The sequence below is a fragment of the Micromonospora sp. NPDC005203 genome, assembly GCF_042872705.1.
GTDB lineage: Bacteria > Actinomycetota > Actinomycetes > Mycobacteriales > Micromonosporaceae > Micromonospora.
The window spans coordinates 11,905-30,807 of record NZ_JBIAKV010000005.1 but is presented as its reverse complement, the minus strand read 5'-3'; the positions used below and the strand labels follow the sequence as shown (position 1 = coordinate 30,807).

Genomic DNA, 18,903 nt, shown 5'->3' with positions numbered 1-18,903 from the left:
TAGGCCAGTGCGCCCCGTACCGCCGCCGCAATACGCCGTCAGATGGGCAGATCGGCCGCGTTGATCAGGCCGGTGACGCGCAGCTCAGCCGCGACCTCCGGTGGGCAGTCGACCGCCACCACGGCGGTGCCCAGCACCTCGGCGCCGCGCGCGGCGCAGATGTCGTACAGGGCGTGGAGTTGAGCGCCGGTACGCACCCAGTCGTCGACCACCAGGACCCGGTCGCCGGGGCCGAGGTGTCGGTCCCGTACGGCCAGGTCGACCCGCCGGCCCCGGTAGTCCGGCGGGCTCTGCGCCCAGGTGAGCGGTCCGGCCGGTAACCGCCCGTCGGCGGGCTTGTGGGCGGCCACGAAGCCGACCCCGAGGGCGGTGGCGGCCAGCGGCCCGAGCAGCAACCCGGTGACCGCCGGGGCGAGCACCACCGTCGGCCGGGCGGACCGGTACGGCGCGACCAGGGCCGGTCCCAGCTCCGCCAGCACCGTCGGGTCCCGCCACCAGCCGGAGATGTCGCTGACCAGGTGGCTGGTGCCCGGCCCGGGGTCGACCCACTGGAACAGGGTGGCCAGGCGTGCGGTCAGGTCGGCGGGCATCCGCTCATCCTGCGACACCCGGGGCCGGGACGTCGGCACCCGGGCCGGCCGGCCCACCCGGGGTCGGATGATCGGCTACACGTACCTGTGCAAATACGGGCATACCGCCATGATCACGTTGACGTCGGAAGTGCTTCTCTCGTTACGGTCCGACCCGGTTTGTTCAGACGACGAAAGGACCGGGCCGGTGGCAGCCAAGCACTCCCGTACCCGCATCTTCTCCTCCCCGGCGGGCATCGTGGCCACCGCGGCGGTCGGCGTCGCCCTCGCGGTCGGGGGCACGGTCGGTGCCGTTCAGTTGACCTCCGACTCCGCTCAGTCGGGGCAGACGACCCTCGACTTCACCCCGACCACCGCGGCGAGCAGCCTCACCCCCAGTTCCCCGGCCGCCTCCCCGACCGCCAGCCCTTCGCCGAGCGTGTCCGCCAGCCCGTCGGCCATCCGGTCGCAGCAGGCGGCCTCCCGGGGCAAGGCCCGTACCGCGCCGCCGAAGCCCAAGCCGACCGCGAAGAAGACCACCCCGGCGCCGAAGGTGGTGGAGAGCGGCTCGTGTGGCGCGTCGTTCTACTCCGACGGGCAGTTGACGGCTAACGGTGAGTCGTTCAACCCGAGCGCGCTGACCGCCGCGCACAAGACGCTGCCGTTCAACACCAAGGTCCGGGTGACCAACCCGGCCAACGGCAAGTCGGTCGTGGTGCGGATCAACGACCGTGGCCCGTTCATCGACGGCCGCTGCCTCGACCTCTCCCGGGCGGCGTTCGCCACCATCGCCTCGGTCGACGTGGGCGCGCTCACCGTCCGCTACGAGGTCCTCGGCTGACCGGCTCGGGTCGCGCCGATTCGGCCTGTCCACTGGGCCGGCCGGACAGAACCTTCTCGGACGACGGGTCAGGTTCATTCACCGGTTCACGTGGATCAGGCAAACTGTCAGTCGTACCCACGCGACTCCTCCAGTCGGGCCGTCGCCCGCTGAGCCCCGGATCCCGCGCCGGCCTCGGCGCGGCCCTTGTCCTGCTCGCGATCGTGTCGGCGGTGGAGGCGGCGGACGGCCGTTTCGCCCACTACGTCGCGCTGTTGTCGGCCGTACCGTTGCTGGCCGCCGCCGTGGCGTCGTGGCCGGTGGTGCTGGGTGTGGGTGTCGTGGCGACCCTGACCGGGGCCGGCTTCGCCCTGACCGAGCCGAAGATGTCAATGATCACTCCGGTCAGCGTGGTCGCGGTCGCGGTCGTCACCGGACTGGCCGTGGCGGTGGCGTCGGTCCGGCAGCGGCAGGCGGAGCAGATCGTCGAGCTGACCAAGCTCGCCTCGGTGGCCCAGCAGGCGGTGCTGCGTCCACTCGGGCCACAGGTCGGGACGCTCTCGGTCGCGGGACGCTACATCTCCTCCACCGCGACTGCCGAGATCGGTGGTGACCTGTACGAGGCGATCGACACGCCCTACGGCGTCCGCATGATCATCGGTGACGTGCGCGGCAAGGGCCTGGACGCGGTTCGGCTGGCGAGCATCGTGCTCGGCTCCTACCGGCATGTGGCCTACGAGCGTGCCGACCTGCGCGCCGTCGTCGCCGACCTGGACCGCGCGGTGGCCCGCAACGTCGGCGACGAGGACTTCGTGACCGCGGCACTCGTCGAGGAGCGCGGTGGCACGCTCACCATCGTCAACTGCGGGCATCCGGCGCCGCTGCTGCTGCGCCGGGGTGCGGTGATCCCGCTGGAACCGCCGGCGCCGGCACCCCCGCTCGGGTTCATGCCGGTGGTCCGCCCCCGGGTCGAGCGCCTGGAGCCGGGAGACCGGCTGCTGCTGTTCACCGACGGCCTCGGCGAGGCGCGGCGGGATGGTGAGTTCTTCCCCACCGCCGACCGCGCCTGGCGGCTGCTCGGTCACGGCACGGTCGCCGACGGGTTGGCCTCCCTGGAAACCGCCCTGATCGAGTGGGTGCACGGCCACCTCGACGACGACATCGCCCTGGTCCTGATGGAGTACGTCGGTGCCCGTGCCGGCGCGGCGGCGGCCGTCCCGAGTTGGGAGGTCGGCGCCGCCGAGAGCTGACCGGGCTGGGTTACGGAGTTCTGTGTAATCGCTGTCACTTGGGTGATCCGCTTGTCGCTGCCTACCCGCGAGTAATACAGTCAGGGTTACTGATCGGTAACACCTGTCCGGAAGCGGGGCCAGTGAGCATGACCCACTACAAGAGCAACCTGCGGGACCTTGAGTTCAACCTGTTCGAGGTCTTCGGTGCCGACCGGTCGTTCGGCCAGGAGCCGTACTCGGATCTCGACACTGACACCGCCCGCAGCTTCCTCGCCGAGCTCGACCGCCTCGCGCGCGAGGACCTGGCCGCCAGCTACACCGACAGTGACCGCAACCCGCCGGTGTTCGACCCGGCCACGCACAGCGCGCCGCTGCCGGCGTCGTTCAAGAGGTCCTACCAGGCGTTCATGGACTCCGAGTTCTGGCGGCTCGACCTCCCGCCGGCTCTGGGCGGGACGAACGCGCCGCGCGCCCTCTGGTGGGCGATGGCCGAGCTGGTGCTCGGCTCGAACGCCCCGATCTGGATGTACGCCTCCGGCCCGTCCTTCGCGCACGTGCTGCACGTCGAGGGCACCGAGCGGCAGAAGAAGTGGGCCAAGCTCTTCATCGACAGGCAGTGGGGCTCGACGATGGTCCTCACCGAGCCGGACGCCGGCTCGGACGTGGGCGCCGGCCGCGCCCGCGCGACCCAGCAGCCCGACGGCTCCTGGCACATCGAGGGCGTGAAGCGCTTCATCACCTCGGGCGAGCACGACCTGAGCGACAACATCGTGCACTACGTGCTGGCCCGCCCGGTCGGCGTGGAGGGCGTCGGTGGCCCCGGCACCAAGGGCCTGTCGCTCTTCGTGGTGCCGAAGTTCCACTTCGACGAGACCACCGGCGAGCTGGGTGAGCGCAACGGCGTCTACACCACGAACGTCGAGCACAAGATGGGCCTGAAGGTCTCCAACACCTGCGAGCTGACCTTCGGCGAGCACGGCGTACCGGCCCAGGGCTGGCTGCTGGGCGACAGGCACGACGGCATCCGGCAGATGTTCATGATCATCGAGTACGCCCGGATGCTTGTCGGCACCAAGGCCATCGCCACCCTCTCCACCGGCTACCTCAACGCCCTGGAGTACGCGAAGAGCCGGGTGCAGGGCGCCGACCTGATCCAGCAGGCGGACAAGACCGCCCCGCGGGTCACCATCACCCACCACCCGGACGTCCGCCGCTCGCTGCTGCTGCAGAAGTCGTACGCCGAGGGTCTTCGTGCCCTTGTCCTCTACACCGCCACCTGGCAGGACAAGGTCGCCATCGCCGAGGCCGCCGGCGACGAGAAGACCACCAAGCTGGCCAAGCGGGTCAACGACCTGCTGTTGCCGCTGGTCAAGGGCGTCGGTTCGGAGCGGGCTTACGAGATGCTCGGGCACGAGGCCCTGCAGACCTTCGGCGGCTCCGGGTTCCTCCAGGACTACCCGCTGGAGCAGTACGTCCGCGACGCCAAGATCGACACCCTGTACGAGGGCACCACCGCCATCCAGAGCCTGGACCTGATCTTCCGCAAGATCGTCCGGGACAACGGCAAGGCGCTGATGGCGGTCGCCGGCGAGATCCAGGAGTTCATCTCCTCCGAGGCGGGCAACGGTCAGCTCAAGGAGGAGCGACAGGCGCTCGGCAAGGCGCTCGTCGAGGTGCAGACCATCCTCGGTGTGCTGACCGGCTGGCTGGGCGAGGCGCAGGGTGGCGACACCCGCGCGCTCTACAAGGTCGGGCTGAGCAGCCGGCGCTTCCTGCTCGCGATCGGCGACCTGGTGGTCGGCTGGCTGCTCCAGCGGCAGGCCGAGGTGGCGCTGAAGGCGCTGGCCGGCGAGGTCACCGCCAGCGACAAGGCGTTCTACACCGGTAAGGTGGCCGCCGCCCGTTTCTTCGCCCGCGAGGTGCTGCCCCGCATCGGCGCCGATCGACGGATCATCGAGAGCACCGACCTCGACATCATGGACCTCCCGGAGGAGGCCTTCTGACCGTGCCACGGCACGGCTGACCTTCCGGGTCGCACCACCCGGGACCGGACACACCGACGGCCGGCGGGGCGCTGGCCCGCCGGCCGTCGCCGCGTATTGGGCGGGGCCGGTCGGGTATGCCGCTGGCGTGGCGGGTAACCGTCGCGTGACCTCGAAAGGGAACGCCCAGAGCCACCGCACGGGGGAGTGCAGCGCACATGGGTGTAGGAAGCGGCATTTTTCTCATCGCGATCGGCGCGATCCTGACCTTCGCGCTGAGAGCCAACGTCTGGTGGATCGACGTACGGGCGGTCGGCTGGGTGTTCATCCTGGCCGGGCTGGCCGTACTGCTGACCACGGTCTGGTTCTGGCAGGACCGACGCAAGCGGGCCCGGACCCTCATCGTGGAGGAGAACCGGCTCTCCCATCCGACGGCGATGATGCCGCCACCGCCAGACCCACCGCCACCAACCGCGCCGCCGTCCTGACGCCGGGACGTGCCCCTGAGCCACCTGTCGCTGATCGACGGGTGGCTCAGCTGCGTGCGATGTGCCGTGCCGTGATCGGCGCTCCCGCCCGCCCCAACTCCGCCCAGGTGAACCGGCCACGGTGCACCGACAGTTCGGCGGTCCGTAACCCCTCGTCGGACGCACCCTCCGGGTCGAGAAGGGCCGCGAGCAGGGAGATGCCCGGGTTGTGGGCAATCAACAGTGCCGTGCCGGCCGCCTCGTCAACCGTGCGGACCAGCGCCAACAACTCCTCCGGATGGGCGTCGTACGCGCCGGGCTCGTAACGCACCGTCGGCCGGGGACCGGTCGGGCCGCCCTCCGGCGGTGTGCCGGTCATCCCCATCGCCACGCCGTGCCAGGTCTGCCGGGTACGTCTCGCCGTCGAGCAGATCACCACGTCGGGCAGCAACCCGTGGTGCGCCAACCAGGCGCCAGCCGCTGCCGCGTCGGCGGTCCCGCGGGCACTGAGCGGGCGCTGGGCATCATCGGCCGCGTCACTGCCCTGCTCGGCCTTCGCGTGCCGGAGCAACACAAGTGTCCGCGTCTCGGAGTCGGCGTCCGTCATGCCCCCAGCTTGCCCGATTGGCGATCTCCGTGCCTGGGTAAGTCGATGGATGCCGCACCCCTACCGACGGCCGCGGCGCGTCGTACGCCAGGTTAGAGCCGAGGAGCGAGACATGGGCATTGGTGGCAGCATCTTCTTGATCGCGCTGGGCGCGATCCTCGCATTCGCCGTGGAAGCCGATCTGGGCTGGCTGGACCTGTCCGTGGTCGGCTGGGTGCTGATGTTGGCCGGTGTCGCCGGCCTGATCACCACCCTCTACTTCTGGAGCAGCCGCCGTCGCACCGTGGTCGCCGCGCCGGTCCGCGAAGAGCACGTGGTGGCCGAGCGGGTCGTGCCGGTCCAGGACAACCAGGTCGTGCAGGAGTACCGCGAGGTGCGTCGGCCGGGCCGGCCAGTCTGATCCTCGCTCACGAACTCCGGGGTCCCGCAGCGTCGCGGGACCCCGGCTCGCGTCTCGACCCCAACGCGTGCGTGCGCGGAGGGAATCGTGCTCGATCCAGGACATCAACGCCGTGAGGCGGAATGACTGTTCGTCAACCGATCCTGCATCGCGATCTTGCACTTTCTGCCCCGACATAAGGTGCATTCCCAATTTAATCGGCGACAGGAAGTGCAAGATCGGCGCGATTGTCCTGCTCGACGCGTCATGATCTACAAGCCACGACAGTCAGCCGTGGCGTTTTGGCCGGGGCGTCTGGGTCAGGCGAACAGCGCGAAGTAGATCGCGATGTGGTGGCAGAGTGCCGCCAGCAGCGTGCAGGCGTGGAAGAACTCGTGGTGACCGAAGACGGTCGGCCACGGGTTGGGCCGGCGCAGCGCGTAGAAGACCGCGCCGATGCTGTAGATCGCGCCGCCGGCGATCAGCAGCACCAGTGCCGCGACGCCGCCGCCGTGCAGGATGTCCGGCAACATGGCCACGGCCACCCAGCCCAGCGCCAGGTAGAGCGGCGCGGACACCCAGCGTGGCGCGTGCGGCCACACCACCTTGACTGCCACACCGGCCAGCGCACCGCACCAGACCAGGGCCAGCATCACCGTGGCCGGCCGGGGCGTGAGCAGCATCGTGCAGAGAGGCGTGTACGTGCCGGCGATGAACACGAAGATCATCGAATGGTCCATCCGGCGCATCACCTGGTAGCCGCGCTCCGACCACACCCGACGGTGGTAGAGCGCGCTGGTGCCGAAGAGCCCGCACACCGTGACGCTGTAGATCAGGCAGCTGACCAGGGGTGCCCACCCCGGCCGGGTCGCGGCGATCGAGCACAGCACGACGCCGCAGATCAGGGCCACGAAGAAGGCGTACGTGTGCAGCCAGCCGCGCATCCGGGGCTTACCGATGTCGACCGGCTTCAGGCGAAGCGGGGCGGAGGTACTCACGCAGTCAGGTTACGGCACCGTAGGTTACTTGCAAGTAGTGGTATTGGTGACGCCGGGCACCGCCCTCGTGAACTCCGTACCGGCACGACATCGGCGAAGATGAGCGGATGCGGATCCGACAGGTCGGGGCGCACGCCCTGCTACTCGACTGCACCGCCCCCGCCGGCACGTCCGAAGCCGCGCTCGTGGAAGCGTGGCGCGCCGAGCTGTGGCGGCGTCGGGAGCGGGGTGACCTGACCGCCGTGGAGATCGTGCCAGCGGCCAGCACGGTCCTGCTCGACGGGCTGCCCGACCCGGCCGTCACGATCGAGCAGCTGACCCGGTGGGCTGCCGATGTCCCCCGTGCCGCCCGTCCCAACGCCGCCGACGAGCGCGGCGCCATCGAGTGCAGCGCCGACGACAGCGCCGACATCGAACCTGGCACCGACAACCGCGCCGGCGGTGCGGAGGTCATCGTTCCAGTCGAGTTCGACGGGCCGGACCTGCCGGTGGTGGCCGCGCACTGGGGCGGGGACGTGCCCGCCGTGCTGCGCCGGCTGACCGGCACCCGGTTCCGGGTCGCATTCTGCGGTTTCGCCCCCGGGTTCCCCTACCTGACCGGGCTCCCCGCCGAGCTGGCGTTGCCCCGGCTGGCCACCCCTCGCCCCCGGGTGCCGCCCGGGTCGGTCGCCCTGGCCGGCCCGTACGCCGGCATCTACCCGAGCGCGTCCCCCGGAGGTTGGCTGCTGGTCGGCCGGACCGAGCTGGTGCTCTTCGACGTGTACGCCGACCCGCCGGCCCGACTCGGACCCGGCGCCCGGGTGCGGATGGTGGCGGCATGACCCGTCCGGCCGCCGTCGAGGTCCTTCGCGCCGGCGCGCTCACCACCGTGCAGGATCTGGGCCGGCCCGGTTGGGCGCACCTGGGCGTACCCCGCTCCGGTGCCCTCGACCCGGCTGCTCTGCGGCTGGCCAACCGGCTGGTCGGCAACCCGGAGCACGCCGCCGGCCTGGAGGTCACCCTGTCCGGTTGCACGGTGCGGCTGACCCGGGCCACCACGGTGGCGGTCACCGGGGCCGAGGTGACGGTCCAGGCGGGCGATCGGCCCGGTGACACCGGACGACCGCTCACCGTGCCGGCCGGGACGGTGCTGCGGATCGGCCCGGCCCGTCGGGGCGTACGGAGTTGGTTGGCGGTGGCGGGTGGCATCGACGTGTCGCCGGTGCTCGGCAGTCGGGCCACCGACACCCTGTCCGGGCTCGGCCCGGCTCCCTTGCGCGATGGCGACCGGCTGCCCCTCGGCGAGCCACCCGGCCCACCCGCGCCGGTGGACGTGACCGTCTGCTCCGCGGCGGAGTCGGAGCTGCACCTGATGGTGGGTCCCGGTCCTCGGGAGGACTGGTTCACGCCTACCGCGTTCGACCGGCTGTTCGGCACCTCGTACACCGTCAGCCCGGTGAGCAACCGGGTCGGCGCGCGGCTTGCCGGCGCCGCCCTGCCCCGCGCGGTGGCCGGGGAACTGCCAAGCGAGGGCATCGTGCTCGGCGCGGTGCAGGTGCCCGCGAACGGACAGCCGCTGATCTTCCTCGCCGACCATCCGACCACCGGTGGATACCCCGTCATCGGGGTGGTCACCGACGTGACCCCGCTCGCGCAGGCCCGGCCAGGTACTACCGTCAGATTCCATGGACCTCAACGCTGACCTGGGCGAGGGATTCGGCATCTGGCGTCTCGGCGACGACGAGGCGCTGCTGAGCCTCGTCACCTCCGCCAACGTCGCCTGCGGCTTCCACGGTGGCGACCCGTCCACCATGCGGCGGGTCTGCGAGGGCGCCGCGCGACGCGGGGTCGCGGTGGGCGCGCAGGTCGGCTACCGGGACCTGGCCGGCTTCGGTCGACGGCACATCGCGTACGACTTCGCCGAGCTGCGCGACGAGGTGACCTACCAGGTGGGGGCGCTGGACGCGTTCTGCCGGCTGTTCGGCACCCGGGTCCGCTACCTCAAACCGCACGGCGCGCTCTACCACGCGGCCAGCACCAACGAGTCCCAGGCGGCGGCGGTGGTCGCGGCGGTCACCGGCTACGACCCTGAGCTGCCCATCCTCTGCCTACCCGGCTCGATGCTCGCTCAACTCGCCGTCGGCGCGGGCCTGCCGGTCGTCGCGGAGGCCTTCGCCGACCGTGCCTACCTGCCCAACGGGGCGCTGGTGCCGCGCGGCACACCCGGCGCGGTCATCACCGACCCGGAGCAGGTGGCCGAACGCGCGGCGCGGATGGCCACCGAACGGATCGTGGTGGCGGTGGACGGCACGGTCATTCCCTGCTCGGTCGATTCGATCTGCGTGCACGGCGACACCCCGGGAGCGGTCTCCGCCGCCGAACTGGTCCGGGCCAGCCTGATCGACGCCGACATCACCCTGGCGCCCTTCGCGTGAGATCGGAGGGGTCCGGGTGGACCCCTCCGATCACCTCAGGCGTCCAGGCCGCGCAGCACCAGCGGCAGGCGGGTCACGGCGCCGTCGACGACCCGGACCGGTACGCCCCAGTCCTGCCGGGTCAGGTGACACGCCGCGTGTTCGACGTCCGCGTCGCAGGTCGCCGCCTGAGCGGTCACCTGGAGCACCCCGGCGGTGACATCGCCGTTGAGCACCAGCCGACGGGTCAGCTCGGTGCCCGTGCCGGCACCATCCACCAGCAGTTCCGGCGGTGACGCGGAGACCACCAACCGGGTCGACGGCCCGAACGTCTCGTCCAGTTTTTGCCCTGGCGCCGGGGTGAAGACGATGTCCAGGGTGACCTCACCGGCCGCGACGTCGGTCGGCTTGCGCTCGGTACGGTGCCGGGGACCGTCGACCGTGCTGGCACCCGCCGCCGACAGGGCACCCGGGGCGATCCGGGTCAGCCGGTGCGCGGCGGACTCCACCACCAGCACCTCGCCGGCCGGGCTGAGCACCAGGTCGCTCGGCTCCGCCAACCCCTCCGCGACGGTGGAGACCTGGTTGGTGGCCGGGTCGAAGCGACGAACCGCGCCGTTGTACGTGTCCGCGATCAGCACCGAGCCGTCCGGCAACGCGCACACGCCCAGCGGGTGTTGCAGCAGCGCCGACTCCGCCGGACCGTCCACGTGCCCGAAGTCGAACAGGCCCTGCCCGACGGCGGTGCCCAGCACGCCGTTTTCCACGTACCGCAGGGCGCTGGTCTCGCTGTCGGCGATCCAGAGCCGGGCGCCGTCGGTGGAGACGGACAGCCCCGACGGCTGCGCCATCCACGCCTCGGCCAACGGGCCGTCCCGCAGCGCCTCGACAGTGGTGCCGGCGTACATGCCCGCGGTCCGCTTGATCGGGTCGAACCACCAGAGCTGGTGGATGCCGGCCATCGCAATGATCAGTTTGTCGTCGTACCAGGCCAGATCCCACGGGGAGGAGAGATCCACCGCGAGCGCGTCGTGGGCGTGGTCGTCGACCTCGGCACGCCACTGCCGGCCGCTGCCGGCCACGGTGACCACCTCGCCGGACTCCAGCCGTACGCCCCGCAACAGGTGGTTGACCGTGTCGGCCACCACCAGGTCGTAGCCGGCGACCTCGGCGACATGGGTGGGCAGCAGGCACACCCCCTGCGGCTCGGAGAACGTCGCCGCGGCACCCGGCCCGTCGGCCCGGCCCCGCTCGCCCGAGCCGATCCGGCGCACCGGCGTCTCGCCGTCCGGGGCCACCTCGACCAGGGAGTGTCGGGCCGAGTCCGAGACCAGCAGGTTGCCGTTCGGCAGCAGCACCGCCTTACCCGGGAAGCGCAGCGCCGTCTCCGGGGCCGGCGGCGGAACGTACGGCCCGTCACCCCGGTGCAGGGTGCCCTTGGCCTCGTGGGTGGCGACCAGCTCGTCGATCAACCGGGCCAACCCCTCGGCGTGACCCTCGCCCGCCATGCTGGCCACCACGTAACCCTCGGGATCGATCACCGACAGGGTCGGCCAGGCACGGGCCGCGTACTGCTGCCACATGTCCATGTCCGGATCGTCGAGAACGGGGTGGTGCACCCCGTACCGCTCGACGGCCGCGACGAGCGCGTCGGCGTCCTTCTCGTGCTCGAACTTTGGCGAGTGCACACCGATCACGACGAGCACGTCGCCGTACTTTTCCTCCAGCGGGCGCAGCTCATCCAGAACGTGGAGGCAGTTGATGCAGCAGAACGTCCAAAAGTCCGCGATCACGATCTTGCCGCGAAGGTCCTGCAAGGTCAGGTTCCGCCCGCCCGTGTTGAGCCACTGGCGGCCCCGCAGCTCGGGCGCACGTACACGCGCTGTCGTTCCCATGCCTGTCAGCCTGCCACGCCCTGGTCCCGGCCGCCGTGACCCGGACGACAGATCCCGTCGTCGTCGCGGAGGTACGACGACGGCGGGGTCACGGTTGCCCCGTGACCCCGCCGTTGGTGGAGTTATTTGTTGGCCGGCTTGAGGCAGAGCACCCGGTTGGCACCGCTACCCGGCAGCACCACGTGCGGCTGCGTCGTGTCGGTGCACTTCTCCTTCGCGTCCACCTTGGAGACGACGCTGAAGGAGCCCGCCTCGCCGCAGGTTGCTGCCGAGGCGCCACCCTGACCGGACTGCTTCACGCAACTGCCGACCGCCGGGTCGAAGGCCGGTGGATCGTCCTCGCCGACCTTCCCGAGGAGCAGCAGCAGGCCGAGCGGCACCGCCAGGATGAGCACCGCGGCGATCAGTACGGCGGACAGCACCCGACCGTTGCGTACCTTCGGTGTCGGCAGCTCTGCCTTGGGCTCCTCGGCGTCCGGCTTGAACGCGTCGAACCGACCGTGATCCGACTTGCCGGGCTCCTGGCCCCAGGACGGCACGGGCTGCTGCGGTGGCGGGAAGGCTGGCGGGAAGCTGCTGCCCGGCCCCGAGTCGATGGCCGGCCCGCCGAAGCCCTGCCCGCCGGAGCCCGGTCCGCCGAAGTTCGGCGCGCCGAAGTTCGGCGCGCCGTAGGTCGAGGCGCCGCCGACCGCGGCGGTGCCGGCGGCTGGCGAACCGGGGCCGCCGAACTGGTCGGCTGGCCGCTCGGCGCCGCCGTGCGGCCGCGTGCCGTTCACCGGCCGGTTGTTGCCGGGCGCGTCGACGAACGACGGCACGCCGGGCGGGAACGCCGGCGGCGGTGCCTGGGCCTCGCCGAACGCGTTCGGGGTGGGCTGCCGGTCGTCGAAGCGCGGCTCAGCGGCGGATTCGCCGCCCCAGCCGGAGCCGACCTGCCGCTGCGGGTCGTTCGGCCACTCGGGCGTGGCCTGGCGCTGCGGTTCGTTTGCCCACTCGGGTGCGGCCGGCCGGGACGGTTCGTTCGCCCACTCGGGTGCGGCCGGGCGGGACGGTTCGTTCGCCCACTCCGGTGCGGCCTGGTGCGGGGAGTCGTTCTGCCACTCCGGGGCGGCCTGGCGCTCGGCACCCGGGTCGGCCGGGAACGCCTCCGGCTCCGGCTCGTTCTCCGGCTCGGGTCGGGCCGGCCGGCCGTACACGCGGGGTTGTGGTGTGGCCGTGCCGGTCGGACGGATGGCCTGGTCGGTCGGGGGCATCACCCGGCTGGCCAGCGGCACCGAAGCGCTTGCCGTGGCCCGGGCCGCCGCGCCGGCTGCCGACTCGGCGTCCGACACCGGCACCACCGCGCGGCCCGCTCCGGACTCCGGTGAGGTACGCGGTGCGGGCACCACTGCGCCACTCGCGGGAACGTCCTCAGCGCGGCCCCAACCGGCCTGGTCCGCCTCGTACTGCGCGGCGGCGTCCGGAATCTCCCGCTCGGCGTACGCGGGCTGCTCGGGGATCGGGGGGAACTGGGCGGCCTGGGGCGCGTAGTCGGCCGGCGGGGCAGCCGCCAGGCTGGCGCCGGGCACGCGCTGCTCCTGCGGAGGCAGCGGCACCGCGTTCGCCGGTGAGATGCCCGGCGCGGGGCCGGGCTGGTAGGCCGGAACCTCGTCGCCCCGGTCCGCCTCCCAACCGCCACGGGCCTGCGCGGAGGCTTCCGCTTCGGCGCGACCCCACACCTCGCCGGGTGCCCAGGGCTCGACCTCCGACGGGCCGTCCTTACCGGGCGCGCTGGGACGCGAGGGCAGTGCGCTCTGCTCCGGGGGCGTCCACCCGACCGGCTCCGGCCGCTCGGCGGGCTGCTCCTGCGGTGAGAGCACCCAGTCGGGCTGCTGCGGGCGGCTCTCGGCATCGCCCCAGGCGGCCGGCTGCGCGGGCTGGTCCTGCCGCGCGTCGCCGTCACCCCACCCGGCGGGCTGCGCCTGCTGCTGCGCGGCCCACCCACCGGAGCGGGCCCGGTCGTCCTGCCCGGGCCAGTTCGTCGCCGGTGCTGGCACCTGGGCTGCGCCACGGGCCGCGGCGGGCTGGGCGGCCTGACCCCACCCGGGGGCGGGTTCGGCCGGTTCGGCGGACTGACCCCAGGCCGGCGGCGACTGTTCGGCCGGCGTCCACGCGGGCTGGTCGTCGCGTCCCGCTGTGGTGGCGGGCCAGCCGCCGCTGCCGGATGCCTCGTCCTGCTGGGCACCGCCGGACCAGGTGGTGGCCTGCGGCGGCTCGGCCTGCGGGGCTTCGGCTCCGCGCCACTCAGTGGTGGGCGGGTTGGTCTGCGCCGCGCCAGCCCAGCCACCGGAGGTGGCCGGGTCTTCCTGGGCGGGCCAGGCGGTGGTGGCGGGCGGCACCTGTGCGGCGCCCCGCGCGGGCGGCTGGGCCTGCGCCCAGTCGGGCTGCTCGGCGGCGTTCGCGGTCCAGGTGGGTGCGGGCGTGCTCTGCTCAGCCGGCGTCCAGCCCTGCTGTTGCGGTGCGGCCCAGGCCGGCTGCGCCGGGGCTGCTGCGCCCTCGCTGCCAGGCCAGGCGATCGGCTGCTGTTGCGGCGGCTCGCTCACGCCACCGCCGGACGCCCACGCCGGCTGCGGCGGGTCGTTGGGCTGCGCCACGGGGGCGGCACCCCAGGCGGGCTGCGGCGGGTCGGTGGGCTGTGGGGCAGCGGCGGCACCCCAGGCGGGGGCCGGCGGTTGCTCGGGCTGAGTCGCCCATGCCGGCGTCGACGCGTCGGGCCGCGCCGGTGGCGGGGGTGCCCAGCCCAGGTCGGGGCCGGCGGCGTTGTGGCCGTTGTCCGGCTGCGCCGGGCGGTCGCCGTACGGCGCCGGTCCGCCGGCGCCCGGTGACACCTCGTCCGGCTCCTGGCCGGTGCGGTGCGGGCCCTCGGACGTCATGGGTGCGCCTCCTCCATCACATGTCGGCTCGCCGGCGCCGATCGGTCTCCTCGGCACGGCTGCCGGCGTCACCGGCGTACCGCTGTGCCGGCTCCCCGCACGGTATCGGGTGCGGGCACGGCACGTCCAAGGAGCCCGGTCGTCACTCCCCGTTGCCGGTCGGTGTCGAGCAGCTTCGGTTTGCTCGGCCTCTGCCGGGTCGGCGGGCGGCGACCGAAGCCCACCGTACCGGGCGCTGCGGCAGGGCGGAATCCCGGTGGCGGGTGGCCGGGAACGCCGATGGCCCACCCGGTGGGCCGGGTGGGCCATCGATCTGGAGGAGGTGCGGAATGTCGTGGAGCGTCAGCTCATGTGACGCTGGGCGATGACGAGGAGTTCCTCGCGAACTGCCGGCGTGTTCGCCGAGCGCAGCGCGTGCTCGATGGCACGGGCGCGGCGGGTGGCGTCGCGGTGGTTGCGGATTCGCTCGATCATGCTCATTGGTGGGTCCCCCTAGCTATTCGGTTGTCAGCCCCTGATGTGTCTATTCAACAGCAGAAGCCGGGGAACTTCCAACGATTATTAGGTGAGCTGAGACACCCGCCTAACAATCGAAGGTCAACAAGCCATCCGACCAACGGTTACGTCGCCCAACGGACACGGCCGGTGTGCCGGGCGTTAACCCGTGGCACACCGGCCGTGGCTGGCGTCTCGAACGATCAGGTCCAGGCGAGCAGCGCCGCCTCCGGATCCGCGAGGAAGTCGCCGACGTCGCGGAGGAACTTCGAACCCAGCTCACCATCGATGATCCGGTGGTCGAAGCTCAGCCCCAGCGTGGTGACCTGACGCACCTTGACCTTGCCCTTGTGCACCCAGGGCATCTCCCGCACCGCGCCGAGGGCCAGGATCGCGGACTCACCCGGCGGCAGGATCGGCGTGCCGGTGTCCACCCCGAACACGCCGACGTTGGTGATGGTCAGGGTGCCGCCGGACATGGCCGCCGGCGAGGTACGCCCGGACTTCGCCGTCTGCACCAGGTCGGTCAGCGCGTCCGCCAACTCCCGCAACGAGAGCCGGCCGGCATCCTTGACGTTCGGCACGATCAGACCGCGCTCGGTGGCCGCCGCGATGCCGAGGTTGACGTACTCCTTCACCACGATCTCGTCGCCGGCCCAGGTCGAGTTGACCATCGGGTGCCGACGTACCGCCAACAGCACCGCCTTCGCCACCAGCAGCAGCGGCGAGACGCGCACGTCGCGCCACTCCCGCCGACCCCGGAGCCGGTCCAGTGCCTTCATCGCCCGGGTCACGTCGACGGTCAGGAACTCCGTCACGTGCGGGGCGGTGAACGCCGAGCGGGACATGTTCTCGGCGGTCAACTTGCGGACCCCCTTGACCGGGATGCGCTGCTCCCGGTCCGCGCCGAAGCTGGGAGCCGTCGTCGCGGCGAGCGGTTCCGCCACCACGACGGCGCCGCTCACCGCCCGCTGCACGTCCTCCCGGGTGATCGAGCCGAGCGGCCCCGACCCGGTCACCGTGCCGAGATCGACCCCGAGGTCCTTGGCGAGCTTGCGCACCGGAGGCTTGGCCAGGACCAGCCCACCGGCTGCCATCGCGGACTGCCCGTTACGAGCCGGCGCCGCCACGGGCGCGACCACCGGCTGCGGAGCAGGTGCCGCCGGAGCAGGTGCCAATGCGGCCTGCGCCGGGACGCCGCCCTTGCGCGGGCGGCGCTTCGCGGCGGTCGTACGCGGGCCGTAGCCCACCAGCACCGCCGTCCGCCCGCCCGGGGCGGCACCGCCGATCAGGCCCGGCTCGATCATGCCCTCGGCCGGTGCCACCTCCACCGCCGCCAGCGAAGCCGCCGACGGGGTGGGCAGGTCCGCGCTGGGCGTGGCCGTGGTCGACAGCGCGTCCAGCGGCCCGGCACCCGGGTCGGTGTCGATCGCGATGATCGGCGTACCGACCTCGACCGTGGTGCCCTCCGGGTGGTGGATCGCCTGCACCTGGCCGGCCCACTTCGCCGGGATCTCCACGGCCGCCTTGGCCGTCTCGACCTCGACGATCGGCTGGTTCAGCTCGATCGTGTCGCCGACCTTGACCAGCCAGGCCAGGATCTCGCCCTCGGTCAGCCCCTCGCCCAGGTCGGGCAGGTTGAACGTCTTGATCCGGGACATGTCGATCACCAGCCGAAGGTGCGGTCGACGGCGTCGAGCACTCGGTCGAGGTCGGGCAGGTATTCCTCTTCCACCCGGGAGGCCGGGTAGGGGGTGTCGAAGCCGGTCACCCGCAGCACGGGCGACTCCAGGGAGTAGAAGCACTCCTCGGTGATCCGGGCGGCCAACTCGGCGCCGAGGCCGATGTTCGACGGCGCCTCGTGCACCACGATCGCGCGGCCGGTGCGCTTCACCGACTCGTAGGCCGCCGCCAGGTCCAGCGGGGAGAGCGAACGCAGGTCGATGACCTCCAACTCCCGGCCGTCCTCCGCGGCGGCGGTCGCCGCCTCCAGGCACGTCCGCACCATCGGCCCGTAGGCCAGCACGGTCACGTCCGTGCCGGGCCGCACCACACGGGCCGAGTGCAGCGGGTACGCCTCGGACAACGGCGCGTCCAGGTCGACGGGCCCCTTCTCCCAGTAGCGCCGCTTGGGCTCCAGGAAGACGATCGGATCATCCGAGGCGATGGCCTGCTGGATCATCACGTACGCGTCCTGCGGGTTGGAGCAGGTCACCACCTTCAGGCCGGCCGTGTGCGCGAAGTACGCCTCGGGCGACTCGGAGTGGTGCTCGACGGCGCCGATGCCACCGCCGTACGGGATCCGGATCACCATGGGGATGCTGAGCTTGCCGCCCGAGCGGTAGTGCATCTTCGCCACCTGCGACACGATCTGGTCGTACGCGGGGTAGACGAAGCCGTCGAACTGGATCTCGCAGATCGGCCGGTAGCCGCGGATGGCGAGACCGACCGCGGTGCCGATGATGCCGGACTCGGCCAGCGGGGTGTCGATCACCCGCTGGTCGCCGAAGTCCTTCTGGAGCCCGTCGGTGATCCGGAAGACGCCGCCGAGCTTGCCGACGTCCTCGCCCATGATGATGACCTTGGGGTCGGTCTCCAGGGCGCGGCGCAGGCCGGTGTTGAGGGCCTTGCCGAGGGTGAGCGTCTCCGTGGCCATCAGTGGGCGCTCCCTTCGAACGACTCCATGTAGCGGCTGAACTGCGCGCGCTGCTCGTCGAGCAGGGGAGACCCGTTCGGGTAGACGTGGTCGAACATCGTCACCGGCTCGGGGTTGGGCATGTCGAGCACCCGCTCACGCAGGTGCACCGACTCGCGGCGGGCCTCTTCGTCCACCTCGGCGAAGAAGGCCGCGTCGGCGATCTGCTGCTTCTGCAGGAAGGCCTTGACCCGGGCGATCGGGTCCTTGGCCTGCCACGCCTCGACCTCGCTGGCGATGCGGTAGCGGGTCGGGTCGTCGGAGGTGGTGTGCGCGCCCATCCGGTAGGTGTACGCCTCGATCAGGCTCGGGCCCTGCCCGTGCCGGGCGTTGTCCAGCGCCGTGCGGGTGACCGCGTACGAGGCCAGCACGTCGTTGCCGTCCACCCGTACACCGGGGAAGCCGAAGCCGGCGGCCCGCTGGTAGAGCGGGACGCGGGTCTGCCGCTCCAGCGGCTCGGAGATCGCGTACTGGTTGTTCTGGCAGAAGAACACCAGCGGGGCGTTGAACACGCTGGCCCAGACGAAGGCCTCGTTCACGTCGCCCTGGCTGGTGGCCCCGTCGCCGAAGTAGGCGATCGCGGCCTCGCCGTCGTCGGTGCCGACCTTGCCGTCCATGGTGATGCCCATGGCGTACCCGGTCGCGTGCAGGGTCTGCGCGCCGATGACGATCGTGTACATGTTGAACTTGAACTCGTTCGGGTCCCAGCCGCCCTGGTCGACACCGCGGAACAGGCCGAGCGGCATGATCGGGTCGATGCCCCGGCAGTAGAGGACGCCGTGCTCGCGGTAGGTCGGAAAGGCCATGTCCTGCGCCCGCAGGGCGCGCCCGGAGCCGACCTGCGCGGCCTCCTGGCCGAGCAGGCTGGCCCAGAGACCCAGCTCGCCCTGGCGCTGGAGAGCGGTCGCCTCGGCGTCCAGCTTGCGGACGAGCACCAGGTCGCGGTAGAGCCCGCGGTATTCCTCGTCGGTGAAGTCGACGCGGTACTCGGTGCCGTCCGGCCCGGTGGCGCTGTCGATCCGCTCGCCGTCGGGGGTGAGCAGCTGCACCAGCTCGGGGTCGCCGGCCGTGCCCTTCTTGGAGCGGGGTGTCGCCCGCCTGCCGCGGGTGGTACCCCCGGGGTCGCCCTTTGCCATCGGTCTCTCCCTGTCGTGTCTGCGTCGGCACCGGGGGGTCACCCGGCCACGCAACTCGTGCGCCTGTCCGGCTCTTGCCGGACCGGTTCCTGGCGGCCGCGCCTAGCCCCGGTGGGGGTTGCCGCACGGCGTGAGCCGGGTTCTGGCCGAACCCGGATCGGGAGCGCCGGCCCCGGGCCGCGCCTGCCGCGTGGGTGCGCGGAGGTCACGGCTGCGTTGCCGTCGTGCTCCATATTCGCAGAGCAGGTGAGCGCGCCCACAGTACGCCCGCCCCGTATTCCGACCGCCCACCCTTTGCCGCTGTTTGTCGCCCTCCTGCCGGCCTG

17 protein-coding genes are annotated in these 18,903 nt (G+C 72.0%); 8 read left to right on the top strand and 9 right to left on the bottom strand.

The annotated features are described in order from the left end of the window. Nucleotides 1-38 precede the first annotated feature (38 nt). A complete protein-coding gene (locus ACFYPM_RS13790; RefSeq protein WP_387195525.1) occupies nucleotides 39-590 on the bottom strand; it encodes a phosphoribosyltransferase family protein in 552 nt (183 codons plus the stop codon). 187 nt (nucleotides 591-777) lie between these two features. On the opposite strand from ACFYPM_RS13790, the gene ACFYPM_RS13785 reads away from it, so the two are divergent. The 4 genes from ACFYPM_RS13785 (at nucleotide 778) to ACFYPM_RS13770 (ending at nucleotide 5,091) form a co-directional block, all read left to right on the top strand. Further along, on the top strand, nucleotides 778-1,410 hold the full coding sequence (locus ACFYPM_RS13785) for a septal ring lytic transglycosylase RlpA family protein (RefSeq protein ID WP_387195522.1): 633 nt from the start codon (nucleotides 778-780) through the stop codon (nucleotides 1,408-1,410). 104 nt (nucleotides 1,411-1,514) lie between these two features. Then, nucleotides 1,515-2,639, top strand: coding sequence for a PP2C family protein-serine/threonine phosphatase (locus ACFYPM_RS13780; RefSeq protein ID WP_387196394.1), 1,125 nt, complete (start codon nucleotides 1,515-1,517; stop codon nucleotides 2,637-2,639). A gap of 128 nt (nucleotides 2,640-2,767) precedes the next feature. Further along, nucleotides 2,768-4,624 carry an acyl-CoA dehydrogenase gene (locus ACFYPM_RS13775; RefSeq protein WP_387196391.1) on the top strand — a complete coding sequence of 619 codons (1,857 nt, stop codon included), beginning with the start codon at nucleotides 2,768-2,770 and terminating at the stop codon, nucleotides 4,622-4,624. 197 nt (nucleotides 4,625-4,821) lie between these two features. Next, nucleotides 4,822-5,091: a DUF6458 family protein gene (locus tag ACFYPM_RS13770; RefSeq protein WP_030487564.1), complete on the top strand. Its 270-nt coding sequence runs from the start codon at nucleotides 4,822-4,824 to the stop codon at nucleotides 5,089-5,091. A gap of 46 nt (nucleotides 5,092-5,137) precedes the next feature. On the opposite strand, the gene ACFYPM_RS13765 is transcribed toward ACFYPM_RS13770, so the two are convergent. Then, on the bottom strand, nucleotides 5,138-5,677 hold the full coding sequence (locus ACFYPM_RS13765) for a SixA phosphatase family protein (RefSeq protein WP_387195519.1): 540 nt from the start codon (nucleotides 5,675-5,677) through the stop codon (nucleotides 5,138-5,140). A gap of 112 nt (nucleotides 5,678-5,789) precedes the next feature. On the opposite strand from ACFYPM_RS13765, the gene ACFYPM_RS13760 reads away from it, so the two are divergent. Beyond that, nucleotides 5,790-6,077, top strand: a complete 288-nt coding sequence (locus tag ACFYPM_RS13760; protein WP_387195516.1) for a DUF6458 family protein — start codon at nucleotides 5,790-5,792, stop codon at nucleotides 6,075-6,077. Nucleotides 6,078-6,376: 299 nt separating this feature from the next. Here ACFYPM_RS13760 and ACFYPM_RS13755 read toward each other — a convergent pair whose 3' ends face one another. Next, a complete protein-coding gene (locus ACFYPM_RS13755; RefSeq protein WP_387195513.1) occupies nucleotides 6,377-7,054 on the bottom strand; it encodes a hemolysin III family protein in 678 nt (225 codons plus the stop codon). Between the two features lie 107 nt (nucleotides 7,055-7,161). Between ACFYPM_RS13755 and ACFYPM_RS13750 the strand changes: the two genes are divergently transcribed. From ACFYPM_RS13750 to ACFYPM_RS13740, 3 genes are read left to right on the top strand one after another with little or no spacing between them, the layout of a single operon-like run. Continuing rightward, nucleotides 7,162-7,875, top strand: coding sequence for an allophanate hydrolase subunit 1 (locus ACFYPM_RS13750; RefSeq protein WP_387195510.1), 714 nt, complete (start codon nucleotides 7,162-7,164; stop codon nucleotides 7,873-7,875). After that, nucleotides 7,872-8,735 (top strand): biotin-dependent carboxyltransferase family protein, encoded by an 864-nt coding sequence (locus ACFYPM_RS13745; protein ID WP_387195507.1) that lies wholly within the window; start codon nucleotides 7,872-7,874, stop codon nucleotides 8,733-8,735. Before ACFYPM_RS13750 ends, ACFYPM_RS13745 begins: the two co-directional genes overlap by 4 nt. Beyond that, nucleotides 8,719-9,468 (top strand): 5-oxoprolinase subunit PxpA, encoded by a 750-nt coding sequence (locus ACFYPM_RS13740; protein ID WP_357571654.1) that lies wholly within the window; start codon nucleotides 8,719-8,721, stop codon nucleotides 9,466-9,468. The genes ACFYPM_RS13745 and ACFYPM_RS13740 overlap by 17 nt, the downstream gene beginning before the upstream one ends. Before the next feature lie 35 nt (nucleotides 9,469-9,503). Here the strand turns inward: ACFYPM_RS13740 and ACFYPM_RS13735 are convergent, their stop codons facing one another. From ACFYPM_RS13735 to pdhA, 6 genes are all read right to left on the bottom strand, one after another. Further along, the gene (locus ACFYPM_RS13735; protein ID WP_387195503.1) at nucleotides 9,504-11,342 is read right to left on the bottom strand and encodes an NHL domain-containing thioredoxin family protein; all 1,839 of its coding nucleotides are present in this window, start codon (nucleotides 11,340-11,342) and stop codon (nucleotides 9,504-9,506) included. A 122-nt stretch (nucleotides 11,343-11,464) separates the two neighbouring features. Then, on the bottom strand, nucleotides 11,465-14,251 hold the full coding sequence (locus ACFYPM_RS13730; RefSeq protein ID WP_387195500.1) for a hypothetical protein: 2,787 nt from the start codon (nucleotides 14,249-14,251) through the stop codon (nucleotides 11,465-11,467). A gap of 342 nt (nucleotides 14,252-14,593) precedes the next feature. After that, nucleotides 14,594-14,731, bottom strand: coding sequence for a hypothetical protein (locus ACFYPM_RS13725; RefSeq protein ID WP_357243345.1), 138 nt, complete (start codon nucleotides 14,729-14,731; stop codon nucleotides 14,594-14,596). 218 nt (nucleotides 14,732-14,949) lie between these two features. Continuing rightward, nucleotides 14,950-16,407 (bottom strand): dihydrolipoamide acetyltransferase family protein, encoded by a 1,458-nt coding sequence (locus ACFYPM_RS13720; RefSeq protein ID WP_387196388.1) that lies wholly within the window; start codon nucleotides 16,405-16,407, stop codon nucleotides 14,950-14,952. Nucleotides 16,408-16,412: 5 nt separating this feature from the next. Then, a complete protein-coding gene (locus tag ACFYPM_RS13715; protein ID WP_387195496.1) occupies nucleotides 16,413-17,402 on the bottom strand; it encodes an alpha-ketoacid dehydrogenase subunit beta in 990 nt (329 codons plus the stop codon). Then, nucleotides 17,402-18,577, bottom strand: a complete 1,176-nt coding sequence (gene pdhA / locus ACFYPM_RS13710; RefSeq protein ID WP_387195493.1) for a pyruvate dehydrogenase (acetyl-transferring) E1 component subunit alpha — start codon at nucleotides 18,575-18,577, stop codon at nucleotides 17,402-17,404. The genes ACFYPM_RS13715 and pdhA overlap by 1 nt, the downstream gene beginning before the upstream one ends. Between the last annotated feature and the right edge of the window lie 326 nt (nucleotides 18,578-18,903).